Annotated in this window: 15 protein-coding genes and 1 tRNA gene; 3 read left to right on the top strand and 13 right to left on the bottom strand. The window is 63.8% G+C overall.

Annotated features, from left to right (window positions below; translation table 11 throughout):
* Positions 1 to 36: 36 nt before the first annotated feature.
* Together mrdA and rodA are read left to right on the top strand one after the other, a co-directional pair.
* Positions 37 to 2,319: a penicillin-binding protein 2 gene (mrdA, locus tag NCT32_RS00295; protein ID WP_061116732.1), complete on the top strand. Its 2,283-nt coding sequence runs from the start codon at positions 37 to 39 to the stop codon at positions 2,317 to 2,319.
* A gap of 23 nt (positions 2,320 to 2,342) precedes the next feature.
* The gene (gene rodA, locus NCT32_RS00290; RefSeq protein WP_061116929.1) at positions 2,343 to 3,491 is read left to right on the top strand and encodes a rod shape-determining protein RodA; all 1,149 of its coding nucleotides are present in this window, start codon (positions 2,343 to 2,345) and stop codon (positions 3,489 to 3,491) included.
* A 15-nt stretch (positions 3,492 to 3,506) separates the two neighbouring features.
* Here rodA and NCT32_RS00285 read toward each other — a convergent pair whose 3' ends face one another.
* The 5 genes from NCT32_RS00285 to queC form a co-directional block, all read right to left on the bottom strand.
* The gene (locus NCT32_RS00285) at positions 3,507 to 4,187 is read right to left on the bottom strand and encodes a tetratricopeptide repeat protein (protein WP_250476139.1); all 681 of its coding nucleotides are present in this window, start codon (positions 4,185 to 4,187) and stop codon (positions 3,507 to 3,509) included.
* A complete protein-coding gene (locus tag NCT32_RS00280; RefSeq protein WP_061116730.1) occupies positions 4,184 to 4,966 on the bottom strand; it encodes an HpcH/HpaI aldolase/citrate lyase family protein in 783 nt (260 codons plus the stop codon). The genes NCT32_RS00285 and NCT32_RS00280 overlap by 4 nt, the downstream gene beginning before the upstream one ends.
* A gap of 186 nt (positions 4,967 to 5,152) precedes the next feature.
* Positions 5,153 to 5,599, bottom strand: coding sequence for a 6-carboxytetrahydropterin synthase QueD (queD, locus tag NCT32_RS00275; protein ID WP_250476138.1), 447 nt, complete (start codon positions 5,597 to 5,599; stop codon positions 5,153 to 5,155).
* Positions 5,600 to 5,616: 17 nt separating this feature from the next.
* The gene (gene queE, locus NCT32_RS00270) at positions 5,617 to 6,249 is read right to left on the bottom strand and encodes a 7-carboxy-7-deazaguanine synthase (protein WP_061116728.1); all 633 of its coding nucleotides are present in this window, start codon (positions 6,247 to 6,249) and stop codon (positions 5,617 to 5,619) included.
* Between the two features lie 37 nt (positions 6,250 to 6,286).
* Positions 6,287 to 7,021: a 7-cyano-7-deazaguanine synthase QueC gene (queC, locus tag NCT32_RS00265; protein WP_250489831.1), complete on the bottom strand. Its 735-nt coding sequence runs from the start codon at positions 7,019 to 7,021 to the stop codon at positions 6,287 to 6,289.
* Positions 7,022 to 8,197: 1,176 nt separating this feature from the next.
* Between queC and NCT32_RS00260 the strand changes: the two genes are divergently transcribed.
* Positions 8,198 to 9,148 carry a lipopolysaccharide biosynthesis protein gene (locus NCT32_RS00260; RefSeq protein ID WP_250476185.1) on the top strand — a complete coding sequence of 317 codons (951 nt, stop codon included), beginning with the start codon at positions 8,198 to 8,200 and terminating at the stop codon, positions 9,146 to 9,148.
* A 113-nt stretch (positions 9,149 to 9,261) separates the two neighbouring features.
* Here the strand turns inward: NCT32_RS00260 and NCT32_RS00255 are convergent.
* The 8 genes from NCT32_RS00255 to fmt all read right to left on the bottom strand — a co-directional run bounded on the left by NCT32_RS00255 (position 9,262) and on the right by fmt (position 17,448).
* A tRNA-Phe gene (locus NCT32_RS00255) sits at positions 9,262 to 9,337 on the bottom strand.
* A gap of 86 nt (positions 9,338 to 9,423) precedes the next feature.
* Positions 9,424 to 10,137, bottom strand: a complete 714-nt coding sequence (gene esaR / locus NCT32_RS00250) for a response regulator transcription factor EsaR (protein ID WP_061116726.1) — start codon at positions 10,135 to 10,137, stop codon at positions 9,424 to 9,426.
* A complete protein-coding gene (locus NCT32_RS00245) occupies positions 10,138 to 12,567 on the bottom strand; it encodes a PAS domain-containing sensor histidine kinase (RefSeq protein ID WP_061116725.1) in 2,430 nt (809 codons plus the stop codon).
* Positions 12,568 to 12,589: 22 nt separating this feature from the next.
* On the bottom strand, positions 12,590 to 13,186 hold the full coding sequence (locus NCT32_RS00240; RefSeq protein ID WP_061116724.1) for a DUF4390 domain-containing protein: 597 nt from the start codon (positions 13,184 to 13,186) through the stop codon (positions 12,590 to 12,592).
* On the bottom strand, positions 13,183 to 14,601 hold the full coding sequence (gene rsmB / locus NCT32_RS00235) for a 16S rRNA (cytosine(967)-C(5))-methyltransferase RsmB (protein ID WP_250476135.1): 1,419 nt from the start codon (positions 14,599 to 14,601) through the stop codon (positions 13,183 to 13,185). Before rsmB ends, NCT32_RS00240 begins: the two co-directional genes overlap by 4 nt.
* A gap of 154 nt (positions 14,602 to 14,755) precedes the next feature.
* Positions 14,756 to 15,610, bottom strand: coding sequence for a zinc metalloprotease HtpX (htpX, locus tag NCT32_RS00230; protein ID WP_250476134.1), 855 nt, complete (start codon positions 15,608 to 15,610; stop codon positions 14,756 to 14,758).
* Between the two features lie 132 nt (positions 15,611 to 15,742).
* Positions 15,743 to 16,390 (bottom strand): LysE family translocator, encoded by a 648-nt coding sequence (locus NCT32_RS00225; protein ID WP_250476133.1) that lies wholly within the window; start codon positions 16,388 to 16,390, stop codon positions 15,743 to 15,745.
* Between the two features lie 68 nt (positions 16,391 to 16,458).
* Positions 16,459 to 17,448, bottom strand: coding sequence for a methionyl-tRNA formyltransferase (fmt, locus tag NCT32_RS00220; RefSeq protein WP_250476132.1), 990 nt, complete (start codon positions 17,446 to 17,448; stop codon positions 16,459 to 16,461).
* Between the last annotated feature and the right edge of the window lie 3 nt (positions 17,449 to 17,451).

Below are 17,451 nucleotides of genomic sequence, written 5' to 3'. Positions count from 1 at the left end.
ACTACACTTGAATCGCGAGTACACCGCGAAAGCTGCATGACCGAAATAAAGAACACCGAGCAACAGTTGTCGAAGTTCCGCCTGCGCGTCGCGGCGGCGGGACTGTTCGTGTTCGTCTGCTTCGGTCTGATCGGGCTGCGCTTTCTCTATCTGCAGGTCTGGCATTTCAGCAAATACTCGTTGCAGGCGAACGAGAACCGCATTTCCGTTGCGCCGATCGTGCCGAACCGCGGCATCATCACCGACCGCAACGGCGTCGTGCTGGCGAAGAACTACTCCGCGTACACGCTGGAAATCACGCGTTCGAAGATCAACGGCACGCTCGACGAAACCATCGACGAGCTCTCGCAAGTCATTCCGATCGACGCACGCGACCGTCGCCGTTTCAAGAAGCTGCTCGAAGACTCGAAGAATTTCGAAAGCCTGCCGATCCGCACGCGTCTCACCGACGAGGAAGTCGCGAAGTTCACCGCGCAGCGCTATCGCTTCCCGGGCGTCGAGGTGCGCGCGCGACTGTTCCGCCAATATCCGCTGGGCACGACTGCCGCGCACGTGATCGGGTATATCGGACGGATTTCGCAGCGCGATCAGGAGCGCATCGACGACGCGAGCGACGCCAACGACCAAAGCTCGGATCATTACGATCCGCGCGTCGACGCCAACAACTACAAGGGCACCGATTACGTCGGCAAGATCGGGGTCGAGCAGAGTTACGAAACCGAGTTGCACGGACTGACGGGTTTCGAGGAAGTGGAAGTCACGGCGGGCGGGCGCCCGGTGCGCACCATGTCGCGCACGCAGGCGACGCCGGGCAACAACCTTCAACTCTCGCTGGATATCGGCTTGCAGCAGGTCGCCGAGCAGGCGTTCGCGGGCAAGCGCGGCGCGCTCGTCGCGATCGAGCCTTCCACCGGCGACGTGCTCGCGTTCGTGTCCGCGCCGAGCTTCGATCCGAATTCGTTCGTCGACGGCATCGATCAGCAGACGTGGGACGCGCTCAACAATTCGTCGGACCACCCGCTGCTGAATCGTCCGCTGCACGGCACGTATCCGCCCGGCTCGACCTACAAGCCGTTCATGGCGCTCGCCGCGCTGACGCTGCACAAGCGCACGCCGGGCTGGGGCTTCCAGGATCCGGGCTACTTCACGTTCGGCGGCCACACGTTCCGCAACGACGTGCGCTCGGGCCAGGGCTGGGTGGACATGAACCGCGCGATCGTCGTATCGAACGACACGTACTTCTACATGCTCGCGCGCGATCTCGGCGTGAACGCGATGGCCGGCTTCATGAAGCCGTGGGGTTTCGGGCAGATCACCGGCATCGATATCGCGGGCGAGGCGCGCGGCATCCTGCCGTCGACGGAATGGAAGCGCAAGGCGTACCGCAAGCCCGAGCAGCAGCGCTGGTACGAAGGCGAAACGATCAGCCTGGGCATCGGCCAGGGCTATAACTCGTTCACGATCCTGCAACTCGCGCACGCTACCGCGACGCTCGCGAACAACGGCGTCGTGATGAAGCCGCACCTCGTGCGCGATATCGAAAATCCGATCTCGAAGGCGACGCGCGCCGTCGTACGCGATCCGAGCGACAAGATCGCCGTGCAGCAGAAGGACGTGGATTTCATCAAGCGGGCGATGGAAGGCGTCGTCACCAGCGGCACGGCGGCGAAGGTGTTCGCGGGCGCGCCGTACCAGGCGGCCGGCAAGACCGGCACGGCGCAGGTCTATTCGCTGCAGGGGTCGAACTACAAAGGACACGCGCTCGCGGAGCATCTGCGCGATCACGCGCTGTTCATCGCGTTCGCGCCGGCGGAACAGCCGAAGATCGCACTTGCGCTGATCGTCGAGAACGGCGGCTGGGGCGCTGAATCCGCAGGACCGATCGCGCGCAAGGTGCTCGACTATTATCTGATCGATCGTCTGAAGCCAGGCGCGGAGGCGGCCGCTGTCGCGGCGGCGGCCTCGGCGACGACAGACGCCGGCCTGCCGACGATCGGCGGCACGCAACCGCCCGCCGCCATCGCGTTGCCTGCGTCCGTCGCGAATTCGTCGCCGGCGTTTTCGCCTCAGGCTGCGTCGAATCCCGCAGTCGCGAAAGCGGCTTCCGCGCCGGCGCTTCCTGCTTCCACACCGAAAGCGTCGGCGCCGCGCGCCGCATCGGCGACGCCCGCAGCGCCTGCTGCGGCACTGCCCGCCTCCACGCCTGGCCGCACGCCCGCGCCGAAAAAGCGCCCGACGGAGCCGACGCCTTCGATGGTGCGCGGCAATGAAAACGACGGCGTGCGCGTTCTCGCGCCGTCCGGCGGCATCGACGAGTAAAGGAAACCGCCATGCAACTGCACATGCAATTCGACAAGCGGGAGCTGCTGGACCGCGCCAAGCGCATGTTCGCGGGCTTCGACAAGCCGCTCGCGCTCATCGTGTTCCTGCTGCTCGGCGTCGGCATCGTGACGCTGTACAGCGCGAGCCTCGACATGCCTGGGCGTGTCGAGGACCAGTTGCGCAACATCATGCTGACCTTCGGTCTGATGTGGGTGCTCGCCAACATCCCGCCGCAGATGCTGATGCGCTTCGCCGTGCCGCTCTACACCGTCGGCGTCGCGTTGCTGGTCGCGGTCGCCGCGTTCGGGCTGACGCGCAAGGGCGCGAAACGCTGGCTCAATGTCGGCGTGGTGATCCAGCCATCCGAAATCATGAAGATCGCGATGCCGCTGATGCTCGCCTGGTACTACCAGAAGCGCGAAAGCAATGTCCGCTGGTGGGATTACATCGTCGGCTTTGTCATTCTGTTGCTGCCGGTCGGGCTGATCGCGAAGCAGCCGGATCTGGGCACCGCGGTGCTCGTGTTCGCGGCGGGCATGTTCGTCATCTATTTCGCCGGGCTGAGTTTCAAGCTCATCCTGCCCGTGCTGATCGCAGCCGTCATTGCGGTCGCGAGCATCGCGGTGTTTCAGGACAAGATCTGCCAGCCGGATGTGGTCTGGCCGATGATGCACGACTATCAAAAGCACCGCATCTGCACGCTGCTCGACCCGACTTCCGATCCGCTCGGCAAAGGCTTCCACACGATTCAGGCGGTGATCGCGATCGGTTCGGGCGGCACGTTCGGGAAAGGCTGGTTGAAGGGCACGCAGGCGCACCTCGAATTCATCCCCGAAAAGCACACCGACTTCATTTTCGCCGTCTTCTCCGAGGAGTTCGGGCTCGCGGGCGGGCTCGTGCTGCTCTTCCTTTATATGGCGCTCATCGCGCGCGGGCTCTTCATCGCGGCGAACGGCGCCACTTTCTTCGGGCGATTATTGGCCGGATCGCTCACGCTCGCGTTCTTTACTTACGCGTTCGTCAATATCGGCATGGTGAGCGGCATTCTGCCCGTGGTCGGCGTGCCGCTTCCGTTCATGAGTTACGGCGGAACCGCGTTGACGACGCTCGGCGTCGCGGTTGGGCTGATCATGAGCGTCGCTCGTCAAAAGCGGTTGATGCAGAGTTAGCGCGCGCCGTCCTCGTCACTGCGGCTTTTGCTGCTCCAGTTCTGCGCTCAACTGCAGATATTTCAGCTTGGCGGCCGGATCGCCCTGCGCCGCCGCCGCAGCGTAATAGGCGCGCGCAACGTTCAGGTTGCGCTCGACGCCATCACCGCCGCGCTCATAGAACGAACCCGCGACGTATTGCGCCGTCATGTCGCCGCCTTGCGCGGCCTTCTTGTACCAGGTGAACGCCTGCGTGTTATCGCGCGTGGTGCCGCGTCCATCGAGAAACTGATTGGCGAGCGCGAGTTCGGCCTGCACGTGTCCCTGATTCGCCGCGCGCAGGAACCAGCGATGCGCCTCCGCCGGGTCTTTCTCGACGAACTGTCCATCGTCGTACATCTTGCCGTACACATATTGCGCGTGGGTCATGTTGGCATCGGCTGCGCGGCGCAACCATTTCTTGCCTTCCGGCACGTCCACCGGGCCGCCCTCGCCGTTGAGCAGCATCATCGCGTAATTGAATTGGGCAAGGCGGCTGCCCTTCTGCGCGGCGCGCCGGAACTCGGAGCGCGCCGCGACGAGATTGCCCGCGTTGTAGTCGGCGACGGCGTTTTGCGTGGCGATATCGGCCGACTTCGGCGCGTTGTCGGCGTGCGCCGCGCCGATCGATATCGACAGAATCACCGCGGCGACCACCGACGCCACGACGGTTTTCATGTTCGCGCCTCCTGCAACGCCTGACGCGTCGCCTTCAACAGCCACATCACATCCGCGCCGATCGCGACGAGCTTGATGCCCGCCTGCGCGTATTGCTTCGCGCTCGCCGCATCGAGCGCGAAGATGCCGCTCGCGATGCCCGCGCGATTCGCGGCGTCGACGATCTTCGTGATCGCCGCCTGCACATCCGGATGCTTGCCGTCGCCGAGATGACCGAGGCTCGCCGCCAGATCCGCCGGCCCGATGAACAGACAATCGACGCCCGGCGTCGCGGCGATCTCATCGACCGCTTCGAGCGCCGCCACCGATTCGATCTGCACGATCGTCGCAATCTGCGCATTCGCGCTCGCCATGTAGTCGCGCCGCATGCCGTATGCCGCCGCGCGCACCGCGCCCGCGACGCCGCGCAAGCCGTGCAGCGCCGCTTCGGTCGGATACTGCGTGAGCCGCACGATGCGCGCCGCCTCTTCGGCCGATTGCACGTTCGGGAACATCAGCGTGCGCGCGCCCGCGTCGAGCGCGCGTTTGACGAGCCAGCCCTCGTTGGCCGGCACACGCACGATCGGCTCGCTCGGCAGATGCGCGGCGGCGATCGCCCGCAGTTGAGCGACGACGTCGGCGCTATCGTTCGGCGAATGCTCCATGTCGATGCACAGCCAGTCGAAGCCCGCGTGCGCGAGCGCTTCGGCGGCATCGGCGCTGCCGAGCGACAGCCACAGTCCGAAGAGGGTGCCCGATTCTGAAAAGCGCTGCTTGAGGGGATTGGTGAACGTGCTCATCGCGCGGCTCCTTCGAGAGATCGAAGGACGGCCGCGCGCGGCCGCAGCGATGAAAACGATGGCAGAAGTGACGGCATGCGTGCGCTCCGTGTCTCGTCGCCTCGGAGGTGGGCGACTCATCGGACGATCATACCGTGACGCACGCGCGCGCGCCGGGCCTGCTCCGGGCCGGGCGCGCGCCGAAGATTAGCCGCGCTCGACGTCGGCCCAGCAGTTCGGCGTTTCGAAAAGACGCACGCGCTTCAGCTTGAGGTTGACGCCGTAATGTGCATCGTAGACTGCGGCGAGGATGTTGAACGCAACCGCCGCCAGGTTCTCGACGGTCGGAATGCGATCCAGCACGACGGTCTTGTGATCCGCCAGCGTGTGCAGGAATTCGCGCACTTTGACATCGCCTTCATAGACGATGAACGCGTGATCCCACTTGTTGACGAGATGCTCCATCGCGAGCGCTTTCACGTCGGCGAAGTCCATCACCATGCCGCGGTCGGGCGCGCCTTCCACGTCGACGAGATCGCCTTGCAGCGTGATCTCGAGCACATAGCGATGCCCGTGCAGATTGCGGCACTGGCTGCGGTGATCGGGGATGCGGTGGCCCGCATCGAATTCGAGTTTTCGGGTAATCGTCTGCACGTCGGCTGACCGTCTTATCAGGGGATGTTCAAATATTTGTGCGTCTGCATCGACAGGCGCCACTTCGGATGGCGCTTGCACCAGTCGATCGCCAGCTTCGTGTTGATGTCGCGCGACGGGCCGTCCATTGGCTGTACGAGAAAGTAGTCGAAGTCGAGCTTCTCGTATTGCGCCAGTCGCTGGTTGTCCTGCGGGACGACAACCTTCAGTTCGTTGCCCTTCGTGACGACGAGCGGCGCATCGGCTTTCGGGCTCACGCAAATCCAGTCGATGCTCTCGAGCACGGGCAGCGAGCCGTTCGTCTCGATCGCCATTTCGAAGCCGGCTTCATGCAGCGCGTCGACGAAAGGCTGATCGATCTGCAGCATCGGCTCGCCGCCCGTACACACGACGAATCTGTGCGCCGCGCCTTCCGGCCACAACGATGCGATCTTCGCGACGAGTTCCGCCGGCGTCTTGTACTTGCCGCCGTTCTCGCCGTCCGTGCCGACGAAATCGGTGTCGCAAAACTGGCAGACGGCGTCCGCGCGATCTTCCTCGCGCCCCGACCACAGATTGCAGCCCGCGAAACGGCAGAACACGGCCGGGCGCCCGGCATTGGCGCCCTCGCCCTGCAACGTGTAGAAAATTTCCTTTACCGCGTACGTCATGACTGCTCTGCCTGCCTCGTAAAACGTGTCGTAAAAATCAAACCGGCGCGGTGGTGACCTGCTCGCCCGCGCGATACGCCTCGTAGCCGCGCTTGCGCAGCTTGCATGCCGGGCACTGACCGCAGCCGAAGCCCCAGTCGTGCAGTTCGGCGCGCTCGCCGACATAACACGTGTGCGTTTCGACGCGGATCAGTTCGACGAGCGGTTCGCCGCCGAGCGTTTCCGCAAGCCGCCAGGTGTCGGCCTTGTCGAGCCACATCAGCGGCGTTTCCAGCGCGTAGCGCGTTTCCATCCCGAGATTGAGCGCGACTTGGAGCGCCTTCATCGTGTCGTCGCGGCAATCCGGATAGCCGGAAAAGTCCGTTTCGCACATGCCGCCAACCAGCACCTTCAGCCCGCGCCGGTACGCCACCGCCGCGGCAATCGTCATGAACAGCAAATTGCGGCCCGGCACGAACGTATTGGGCAAGCCGCTCGCGTTCGCCTGGATTTCGATCTCACGCGTCATTGCGGTATCGCTGATCGCGCCGAGCACGGACAGATCGATCATGTGATCTTCGCCCAGGCGCTCCGTCCACTGCGGAAACTCGCGCGCGATCGCGGCACGGAAGCCGTCGCGGCATTCGAGTTCCACGCGATGACGCTGTCCATAGTCGAACCCGAGCGTCTCTACCGTCTTGTAGCGATCAAGCGCCCAGGCAAGGCACGTGGCCGAGTCCTGGCCGCCGGAAAACAGCACGAGCGCGCTGTCTTTAGCGTCTATCCGAGTCACCGTGAAAACTCCGTACTCCGTGAATGAGATTGGCGTCGCACGCCGCACTGGCTGTCGGAATGACCGGACTTCGCCATGAGCGGCACGGGCGCGACGCCCGCGAGTCCAGTATAGGCCGGCGACCTTCGCCCGGACGCGCACGCCCTTTATGCCGCCGATAGCGGAGTACGAGACGGATGAACGAGCGCCGGGTGAAGGATTCCGGCGCGTCACACGAGCGATTCGGAGCGTCGAAAAGAAAAGGACTTGCGGGTCCGAGGACGAGGCAAGTCCTTAATTCGGCGGGAATTTTAGCACGGAGCACGGGTGTTCGCCGAGCTCGGCGCGCGCCGTCGCGGCCAGCACTTTCAATCTTGCCGCAACACCCTGCAAACGGAACAAATTGCCGCAAACAACACGGTCGGATCGGCAATTTCTGGAAATCTCCCTCAACCCAACGGACAACCGGTCGTTATACAGACAATTGAATCGTCTGAACTAATAACGAGACCAGCAATTCGTCCGGTTGCATAGCTAGCTCATCCATAGCGCGATTTCGGACCACGCGCCGCTTTTCGTACGCGCCGCCCGGGGCATTCACGCGGCCAATTGATTCGCATAACGAAGATTGATTTTCAAACCCTCCCGCAGGGTTACGCGGGGCCGCAGGTCCGTCTCCGATCCGCCCTTCTCGCGGCGCTCCGGCGATCGCACCCATTTTTGTTGACGCCAACTACCCGATTAGCACTACGAACAATGAAAAATTACATTCAGACCAACATTCATGCCGACTGCACTGTCGGCGCCCTTTCCGTCCCAAGAGCGAGCCTGTTCGCCGTTGCAGTCGCGGCCAGCTTGCTGCTCGGCGCCTGCGGCGGCGGTAGTAGCGACGCCTTCGATACCGCCTCCACCGCAGCAGCAGCCGCAGCGAACCGCAATACAACCGCTTTCGCCGTCACCTCGCCAACAGTGAACACCGCCGTTTCCGGCACCGCGACGGTGAAAGGGACGGCGGGCACGACTTGGACGAAAGTCTCCGTCGTCGACATGACCACCGGCAACAAGGTCGCGCCTGATGCAACGCCCTCGAACGGGGCGTTCTCGACGACCGTCAACACGACGAGTCAGACCAACGGCACGCACACATGGCAAATCACGGCCACCGACGCCAAAGGCGCCACACGCACGGTGCAGAACGTGAACGTCGTCGTGAAGAATGCGACGTCGGCCACCTCGATCTTTTACGGCGCGAATGGGCACAACAATGAGGGCGGCGCCTACGACCTCTCCAGCCCGGCTTTGCAACTCTCACAGCTGCAGGATCTCGGCGTGAAGCTGTATCGAAACGAGGTGTACAGCCAGGGGACTGCGAACAAGCTCGCGGGCATCGCGAAAACAATGGCGGCAGGCGGCGTAACCGTGTATCCGGTGATGTTGATGAGCCTCGCCTTCTCCAGCGAGACCGATGCCTACAACGCGGGTTATCAACTCGGCGTCTGGACGGCGACCTCGTACCAGTACCCGTACTACGAAGTGACGAACGAACTCGACGCCAGCGCGATCAGCAGCAACGTCGACGGCGTTTATGGGCAGCAATTCGACAACACCAAATTCCAGATCGCGCGCGGCGTGATTCGCGGGATGATCGCTGGCGTGAAGTCAGTCGATCCGAACGGCAAGATCATCATGGGCGGCGGCACGTGGATGCATTACGGCCTCGATCAGATGCTCGCCAACGGCACGCAGCCCGACGGCACGACGGGTCATCCGGTCGTGAACTGGGACATCACCGCGTGGCACTGGTACTCGGATATGGGCGACATCACGAACGCATGTGGCGGCACGGGTTGTCACGACGTGCTCGCGGCGCTGCAGCAGATGGGCAAGCCGATCTGGATCAACGAATTCGGCGTGCGCCCATGGCTCGGCAGCGAACAGCAGATCGCGGCCTACCTCGTCGGCAACAAGATGATGGCGGAGTTCGTCGCGGTGGCGTCGAAGTACAACATCCAGGCGATCCAGACGTACGAGCTGTACGACGATCCCGCCGGCGGCGAAGGCGCATATGGCCTTCTGAAGAACGACGGCAAGACGCAGAAAGCGGCCTACGCGGCGTTCAAGAACTTCGTCGCGGCGAATCCAAGGTGAGGATCGTATAGTGGAAAAAAGCGGGCACGTTTCGCTCAATCGAACGTGCCCGCTTTTGCATATGGAAAATGAAAAAGCCCGAGAGCGATGACACTCTCGGGCTTCTTGCATTCTGGTGGCCTGGGGCGGAATCGAACCACCGACACGCGGATTTTCAATCCGCTGCTCTACCAACTGAGCTACCGGGCCAACGAAGAGGTGAAACTATAGCAGACTCATTTTCGCCCCTCAAGCCCCTCCACACATTTTTTCTGAAAATGTTCGGAGCATTTTGCTCAGACCTCGTTCTTGTTCTTTCCGAGATCGACGCCCAGTTGCTTGAGCTTGCGATAGAGATGCGTGCGCTCGAGCCCCGTCTTCTCGGCGACGCGCGTCATGCTGCCGTTCTCGCGCGCCAGGTGATACTCGAAGTACGCGCGCTCGAACGCATCGCGTGCATCGCGCAACGGGATATCGAACGAGATGGATGCCGTCTGCCCCGCCTGATTCTGCGTCGCGCCGCCCGCTCCCGCTTCGCCCGATGCGTTCAGCGCCGACGCCGTCGGCAGCGCGGCCGCCACAGGCACCCCCGATGCCATCGCGCTCGCCGGAGGCTTGGCTAGCGTCGTCACGGGCGCCGCTGCGGTGCCGTGCGCGAGCCCCTGCTCGACGGCCTTCAGGAGCTTCTGTAGCGCGATCGGCTTCTCGAGGAAGTTGAGCGCGCCGATCTTCGTCGCTTCGACAGCCGTGTCGATGGTCGCGTGACCCGACATCATGATGACCGGCATCGTGAGCTTGCCCTGCGCGGCCCACTCCTTGAGCAGGGTCACGCCGTCGGTATCGGGCATCCAGATGTCGAGCAAAACGAGGTCGGGCGTTTGCTGCAGGCGATAGTCGCGCGCATGCTGCGCGTTTTCCGCTACATCAACAACGTGGCCTTCGTCGCTCAGGATCTCGGAGAGCAGTTCCCGGATCCCCATTTCATCGTCTACCACCAGGATGGTTGCCATTTACGCTGCCCTTGTCTGCACTGTTGCTTTTGTCGTTCCGTGATTCGCCGCCGCACCGGCCGCCGGAGGCGTTGCGCCGGGCGCCGCGGTATCGTCCGCGAGTTGTAGAAACAGAATCGATATCTGCGCGCCTTCGATCACATCCGCTGTCTTCGAGCGGTTGCGTATGTCGATGCGCGCGCCGTGCTCGTCGACGATCTTCTTCACCGTTGCAAGTCCCAGGCCCGTGCCCTTCGCCTTGGTCGTCACGTAAGGCTCGAAAGCACGCGAAAGGATTCGCGCCGGAAAACCCGAGCCGTTATCCGAGACAGTGAGGCGAACCGCGACACGCGCATGACCCGATGCATCGGGCTCGCCATATTCTACTGTCCTCGTTTCGAGCAGCACGCGTGGCTCCGCGACATCCGCCACCGCGTCCTGCGCGTTCTGCAACAGGTTGTGGATCACCTGGCGGATCTGCGTCGCGTCACCGCGAATCACGGGCAGCTTCGCGAGATCCACCTTGATCGGCGTCTTGCCATCTTCGATGCCGTACAACGTCAGCACTTCCGCGACGAGATCGTTCAGTTGCAGATTGCCGAGCACCGCGGGCGGCGTGCGCGCGTATTCGCGGAAGTCGTCGACCATCTGCTTCATCGCCTGCACCTGATTGACGATGGTCGTCGACGCTCGCTTGAGCACCTCCGCGTCGGGCGGCGCGAGCTTGTCCGCGAGCTTCATCTGCAAGCGTTCGGCGGAAAGCTGAATCGGCGTGAGCGGATTCTTGATCTCGTGCGCGAGACGCCGCGCGACTTCGCCCCACGCGACCGAGCGCTGCGCGGAGATCACGTCCGAGATGTCATCGAACACGACGACGTAGCCGGTCGTTTCGGCATCGTCGGCATCGCTTTCGGTCACGCTCAGCAACTGCGTGCCGCGCACGAGGAGCGTGAGCGGCTCGTTCTCGCCGGGCACCGACACGGCGACCTGCTGCTGCCAGTGGCCTCGATCGCCAAGCGGATGTCCGCTGCCGACCTCGGCCGCATCGCGTTCGGCGAAGGCCTTCTTCACCATCGCGCCGAGTTCGGCGAGCACGCCGATCTGATCGAGCGGCTGATTGAGCAACGCGTTGAACGGCTGGCGGAAGATGCGCTCCGCGCCGCGATTCGCGGTGGTCAAGCGGAACTGCCGGTCGAACACGAACACGCCCGCCGTCAGATTCGCAAGGATGCTTTCGAGATACGCCTTCGAATGCTCCAGCGCGACGCGATTGTTCTCGACCGCCGCGCGCGCCTCGGAAAGCTGGCGCGTCATCGCGTTGAAGGACTGCGTGAGAAAGCCCAGTTCGTCGCGCGAATTGATCTCTCGCTTGGGCGTGTAGTCGCCTTCGGCCACTTCTTTCGTGCCTTGCGCGAGCAGGAACAGCGGCCGCGCGAGCTGATTGCCGAGCGCGAGCGCGAGCATCATCGCGATGAAGGTCGCGAGGAAGAGCGCGAGCGTCAGCGTGCCGATATACATCTTGCGCAAGCCCGTGCGCCCGAGCCGCTTTTCCTGATACTCGCGATACGCGCGCTGCACGGCGTCGGCATTGCGCGCGAGCTCCTGACTCACGGGCTGCTCGATCTGCAGAAAGCGATCGACATGCTGGAATTCGGTCGTGGTCGTGGGATCCGGAATCTTCGTGACCACGCGCAGACGCAGCGCGCCCTTCGGTCCATTCGATTTCGGATCGCCGTCTATCTCGCCTTCGATCGCGCCATACGGATGATCCTGCGCCTCCCTCAGCATCGCGCTGGTCGGCTCGTTGGTCGGCAGCAGGGCGTAGTAATTGCCCGACGCCTGCGCGACCGTGCGAAGCCCCGGCACGCGCAGCGAACTGTTGTTCGACGCGAGATCCTCGCGGTTGTACTGATCGCGCGGGCGCTCGAACACGACTGCGTCCTGCACGCCGTATTGATCGCGCAGGCGCAAGAGCGATAGCGTGAGACTCGATGGATCGGCGCTCGCGAGCTGATCGCTCATCTGCCGGCCGCGTCCCTTGAAATCGGCGAGCGAGGTTTCGAGCATGCCGCGGCCGAGCGTCAGGCCCGATGACAGCGCCGTCTCGACGTTCACGTCGAACCACGATTCGATACTGCGCGACACGAACTGGTAGGACACCACGTAGATGATCACGCCCGGCACGACGCCGACGAGCGCGAAGATCAACGCGAGCTTCGCGAGCAATCGCGTGCCGAAGCGCCCTTGCCTGACCCGCGACACGATGATGATGAACAGGGCGATGACGATCAGCATGAAGACGACCGCCACCGCAACGTTCGCGGCATAGAGCCAGCCGTAGTAGCGGTCGAAGAATTCCGTGTTCGCACTCGCGAGCGCGAGCATCACGAGCAGCAGAACCGCCGTGAGCGCCACCGTGGAGACCAGCAAGCGGACGATGAGACTCTTCATGTCCGTGCGGCCGCGTCGAAATCTATTTCGCACGTTCTGCCGCCGTAAAAGTAAAACGCTTCCAGTCCGAGGAAAGGTTCCAGTCGCGGTTATTCACCGCGTCGATCTGGAACGGCTTGGGCATGAGTGCGATGTCGAGCTGCATGCGCACCGATGCGGTATAGGTTTCGCCGCCACGCACCTGGTTCCGGTCGATCACGTGCCACGAGGTCACGTGCCTGATGACCGCGAGCGCCTCGTTGAGCGATGCGAAACGCAATTGCAGCCCGCCCGTCGATACACGATATTCGTTCGTGAGCGGCTGATAGGAAAGGCGGATGCTCTGCGACACGTTGACCGGCTCTTCGTCGAACCAGTACCAGCGCGGCCTCGACAGGTTGAAATCGATCGTGAAATAAAGCGGCACGCTGCGGTTCACGGCATCTTCGAGGCTGTTGTTCAGGTCGAAGTCGAAATGTGCGTCGAGACTCCAGCCGGCGTTGTCCGCTTGCAGCGACGCGCGTTGCACGGCGATCGTTTCGGCAAACGCGGGGTCGGCTGCGGCGAATGCCAGCCAGAGCGTCAGCGCAGTCCAGATGACGGCCGCGAGCCGAAGCGGAAAGAAGCGTTTGATCGTCACCGTTTCTGAAAGCGCGCGTAGAAGAATCCGTCGTGGTCCGCTAAGGTCTCGGCGTCCCGATCCGGGTTCGCGAGATTTGTACCGTCTGGTGAGGCCTGCACCGCGCCCGCGCTCGTGCGCGCCGCTGTCGGTAACAATTGCCCCGGCGCGTCCAATCGTACCGCATCTTCATGCGCGGCTCCAAACCAGCGGGCCTGTTGTTCGCCTTCCTCGGGAAAGATGGAGCATGTCACGTAAAGCAATTCGCCGCCCTTCGCGACGAGCGGCCACAGCGCGCTCACGATGCGCCGCTGCTCGGCGACGAGCGCATCGATGTCCGATGGGCGCCGCAGCCACCGGATGTCCGGATGACGGCGCACGATGCCCGATGCCGAGCACGGCACATCGGCGAGAATGCGATCGAACGGCGCGCCGTCGAACCATTGCGCGGGATCGCCCGCGTCACCCACTTTGATTTGCGCCTCGAGCTTGAGGCGCTTCAGATTCTGCTCGATGCGGCCCGAGCGCTCGGCATCGCTTTCGAGCGCGATGAGATCGACGGTCGCGAGTTCGAGGATATGCCCGGTCTTGCCGCCCGGCGCGGCGCACGCGTCGAGCACGCGCATGCCGTCTTTCACGTCGAGTAGTTGCGCCGCGCGTTGCGCGCCCGCGTCCTGCACCGATACGACGCCTTCGTCGAAGCCCGGAATGCGATCGACGGACATCGGCGTCTTCAGGCGCACCGCGTGGAGGCCCGCGGCTTCGGCTTCGATATGCGCGTCTTTCAGGCGCGCGAGATATTGATCGACAGTGGCGTGACGCGCATTCACGCGCAACGTAAGCGGCCCTTGCGCGTTGCCCGCTTCGAGAATGCGCTCCCAGGCATCGGGTTGTCCGCGCTTTACGGCGTCGATCCACCATTGCGGATAATTCCAGCGCGCGACGGGATCCCGGCGCGCTTCGTCGATGAGCGCTTCGCGCTCGCGCAGGAAGTTGCGCAACACCGCGTTGACCAGCCCCTTCGCGAACGCGAACTCGCGCCGCGCCGCGATCGCGCTCACCGCCTGATCGACGACGGTGAACGGCGCATACGCCGCGTGCGCTTCGTCGTCGGTCAACAGCGTGAACGCGCAGACCAGCATATTCGCCACATGCGGCGGCGGCGCCTTCTTCACGAGCTTGTGCAGGAGCGAATCGGCAAGGGCGAGACGGCGCATCGCGCGATACGCGATGTCCTGCACCGCCCCGCGCGCCTCCGCATGCTTCGCCGACGCGATGACCGTCTGCAGCGCGGCCGGCAACGCCGAGCCTGCGCGCACCGCGCCCACGGCCTGCGCCGCGCAATCGAGCGCGAACGCGAGCGAATCGGGCGCGAGACGGAGGGCGCTCAGGCGGGTATGCGCGGCGGCGTGCCGCCGGGGAGGCTTGTCGGTCATGGCGAAAACGGGAACGGTCGAGCGGCAAGCGGACGGCTTGCGCGAACGAGGATTGTAACGTGCGGGGATTGCGCGCCCGGACGGGCTGCCGAGGACCAGCAAAAAGGCCGTTCCGGCGCAACCCGGAACGGCCTTCGCTACGACTTCGTTAGCGTCAGATGCGGCCCGTGCGCGCCATTTCCATCAGACGTGCGACGCGCTCTTCCGTCGCCGGGTGCGTCGAGAACAGATTCGCGATGCCGCCGCCCGAGAGCGGATTCATGATCATCATCTGCGCGGTCGCCGGGTGCGCTTCCGCTGTCGGGAACGGCACGCCGGTTGCGTAAGCGTGAATCTTTTCCAGCGCGCTCGCGAGCGCTTGCGGGTCCCCTGAAATCTCGGCGCCGCCGCGATCGGCTTCGAACTCGCGCGCACGGGAAATCGCCATCTGGATCAACGCGCCCGCGATCGGCGCGAGAATCGCCACCAGAATGCTCGCGATCGGATTCGACGGACGGCCTTCGTCGTCGCGGCCGCCGAAGAACATTGCGAAGTTGGCGAGTGCCGAGATCGCGCCGGCCATCGTCGCGGAGATCGTCGAGATCAGGATATCGCGGTGCTTCACGTGCGCCAGTTCGTGCGCCATCACGCCTCGCATTTCGCGCTCCGACAGCACGCGCAGAATGCCCGTGGTCGCCGCGACCGCCGCGTGCTCCGGGTTGCGGCCCGTGGCGAACGCGTTCGGCGCGTCTTCGTTGATCAGGTAGACGCGCGGCATCGGCAATTGAGCGCGCGCGGCGAGCTCGCGCACCATGCGATAGAACTGCGGCGCAGTGGTCTCGTCGACTTCCTGCGCGTTGTACATGCGCAGGACCAGCTTGTCCGAGAACCAGTACGAAAAGAAATTCATGCCGAGCGCGATGATCAGCGCGAGCATCATGCCCTTCGATCCGCCGATCACACCGCCGATCACGACAAAGAGGGCCGTGATCGCAGCCATCAGCATCGCGGTTTTGACCCAGTTGAACATTGCTGGAACTCCTCTCCCGGAATACGCTGCGCGAAGTGCGCGGTTGTCCCGGCCGACATGACCGGAACGACGATTGTAAGCAAAATGTTAGATAGCGGCGCCCGTCAATAATTCAATCCGCCATTGCGCGATTTATCGATGCGAAGTCGCGAGCTTGATGCCGAGGCCGACGAACGCGCTGCCGACGCCGCGGTCCAGCCACTTCTTCACGCCTGATTTGCCCGCGAAGCGCTCCGTGACGCTGCCCGCGATCCATGCGACGAAGCTGTTCCAGACCGTGCTCATGGCGATGAAAACGATGCCGAGCGCGAGGAACGCGAGCGTCTTGTGCTGGCTTTCCGCAGCGACGAATTGCGGAAAGAACGACACGAAGAACAACACGACCTTCGGATTGAGCACATTCGTGACGAAACCTTGCGCGAAAAGCTGAAGCAGCGATTTCGGCGTGGCTTTCTCGCTGGCGTGCGCCTGACGCGCGGCGGTCGCATCGTCATGCTTCGCGAGAATGAGGCGCACGCCGAGGTAAATCAGATAGATCGCGCCGGCGATCTTGATGACCGTGAACGCAGTCGCCGATGCGGCGAGGATCGCCGTCAAACCGAACGCGCACGCGAGCGTATGGACGATGCAGCCGGCCGAAATACCGAGCGCCGACACGATGCCCGCGCCACGCCCTTGCGCGACGCTGCGCCCGACGATATACGCGGTGTCGGGACCGGGCGTGACGTTGAGAAGAAATACGGCGATGACGAAGAAGGTAAAACCGGTGATGCCGAGCATCGAACACTCCAGACAGACGGAACGCGCGGAAAGCGCTTTATTTTAGCGCTGCGCCCGTCGCGGCGTCCTTACTGTCGAGCGGCTTCCGGAAACGCGAAACGCTGACCTTTCGCGAGCGACGCGCCCGCGAGGAATTCGCGCACCGGCAGGCGTTTGCCGCCGGGTTTTTGCAATTGCGTGAGCTTGAGCGCGCCGCCGCCGCAAATCACGACGATACCGTCCGACGAAACCTCGGCGATGGTGCCGGGCTCCGCGCGTGACGACACATCGACGGGATGCGCGGCCCAGATCTTGATCGCAGCGTTCTCGAGCGTGCCGAACGCGCCGGGAAACGGATCGAACGCGCGAATCTGGCGCGCCAGTTCTTCTGCGGGACGCCGCCAATCGAGCGCGGCCTCGTTCTTAGCGATCTTTTCGGCGTAAGTCGTGCCGTCTTCCGGCTGTGGCGTGGACGGGAGCGAGCCGTCACGCTCGAGATCACGCAGCCCCGCGACGATCAACTCCGCGCCGATTCGCGCGAGCCGGTCGTGCAGGGTGGCCGTGGTGTCGTCGGCGAGAATTGGCGTGCGCGCTTCGCGGATCATGGCGCCGGTGTCGAGGCCGGCGTCCATCTGCATGAGCGTGATGCCGGTTTCGGCGTCGCCCGCTTCGATCGCGCGATGGATCGGCGCAGCGCCACGCCAGCGCGGCAACAGCGACGCGTGGATGTTGATGGCGCCGCGCGGCGGAATATCGAGCACTTCTTGCGGCAGGATCAGCCCGTAAGCGGCGACGACCATGACGTCGTGCGGCGTTGCCCGCAGAAGGTCGATGGCCTCCGCCGCCTCTTGCGGATATTTGCCCGCGCGCCGCAGCGAAGTGGGCTGTGCGACCTTCAGGCCATGCTCGACCGCGAAGCGCTTGACCGGGCTCGCGGTCAACTTCATGCCGCGTCCGGCCGGCCGGTCGGGCTGCGTAAGCACGAGCGGCACGGAAAATCCCGCCGCGTGAATGGCCGCAAGCGCGGCCGCAGCGAATTCCGGCGTACCGGCGAAAACCACGCGCAACGACTGAGTCATCAG

Origin of the sequence: Caballeronia sp. INML2, from assembly GCF_023631365.1 — a bacterium.
GTDB classification, from domain to species: Bacteria; Pseudomonadota; Gammaproteobacteria; order Burkholderiales; family Burkholderiaceae; genus Caballeronia; species Caballeronia turbans.
The sequence above is the reverse complement of the archived record's forward strand: the minus strand, read 5'-3'. Positions and strand labels throughout refer to the sequence as shown.

What these genes read in the sequence shown, in the direction of transcription:
- mrdA (WP_061116732.1), top strand. Translation starts at nt 37, where the DNA reads ATGACCGAAATAAAGAACACCGAGCAACAGTTGTCGAAGTTCCGCCTG.
- rodA (WP_061116929.1), top strand. Translation starts at nt 2,343, where the DNA reads ATGCAATTCGACAAGCGGGAGCTGCTGGACCGCGCCAAGCGCATGTTC.
- NCT32_RS00285 (WP_250476139.1), bottom strand. Translation starts at nt 4,187, where the DNA reads ATGAAAACCGTCGTGGCGTCGGTGGTCGCCGCGGTGATTCTGTCGATA.
- NCT32_RS00280 (WP_061116730.1), bottom strand. Translation starts at nt 4,966, where the DNA reads ATGAGCACGTTCACCAATCCCCTCAAGCAGCGCTTTTCAGAATCGGGC.
- queE (WP_061116728.1), bottom strand. Translation starts at nt 6,249, where the DNA reads ATGACGTACGCGGTAAAGGAAATTTTCTACACGTTGCAGGGCGAGGGC.
- esaR (WP_061116726.1), bottom strand. Translation starts at nt 10,137, where the DNA reads ATGGCAACCATCCTGGTGGTAGACGATGAAATGGGGATCCGGGAACTG.
- NCT32_RS00245 (WP_061116725.1), bottom strand. Translation starts at nt 12,567, where the DNA reads ATGAAGAGTCTCATCGTCCGCTTGCTGGTCTCCACGGTGGCGCTCACG.
- rsmB (WP_250476135.1), bottom strand. Translation starts at nt 14,601, where the DNA reads ATGACCGACAAGCCTCCCCGGCGGCACGCCGCCGCGCATACCCGCCTG.
- htpX (WP_250476134.1), bottom strand. Translation starts at nt 15,610, where the DNA reads ATGTTCAACTGGGTCAAAACCGCGATGCTGATGGCTGCGATCACGGCC.
- NCT32_RS00225 (WP_250476133.1), bottom strand. Translation starts at nt 16,390, where the DNA reads ATGCTCGGCATCACCGGTTTTACCTTCTTCGTCATCGCCGTATTTCTT.
- fmt (WP_250476132.1), bottom strand. Translation starts at nt 17,448, where the DNA reads ATGACTCAGTCGTTGCGCGTGGTTTTCGCCGGTACGCCGGAATTCGCT.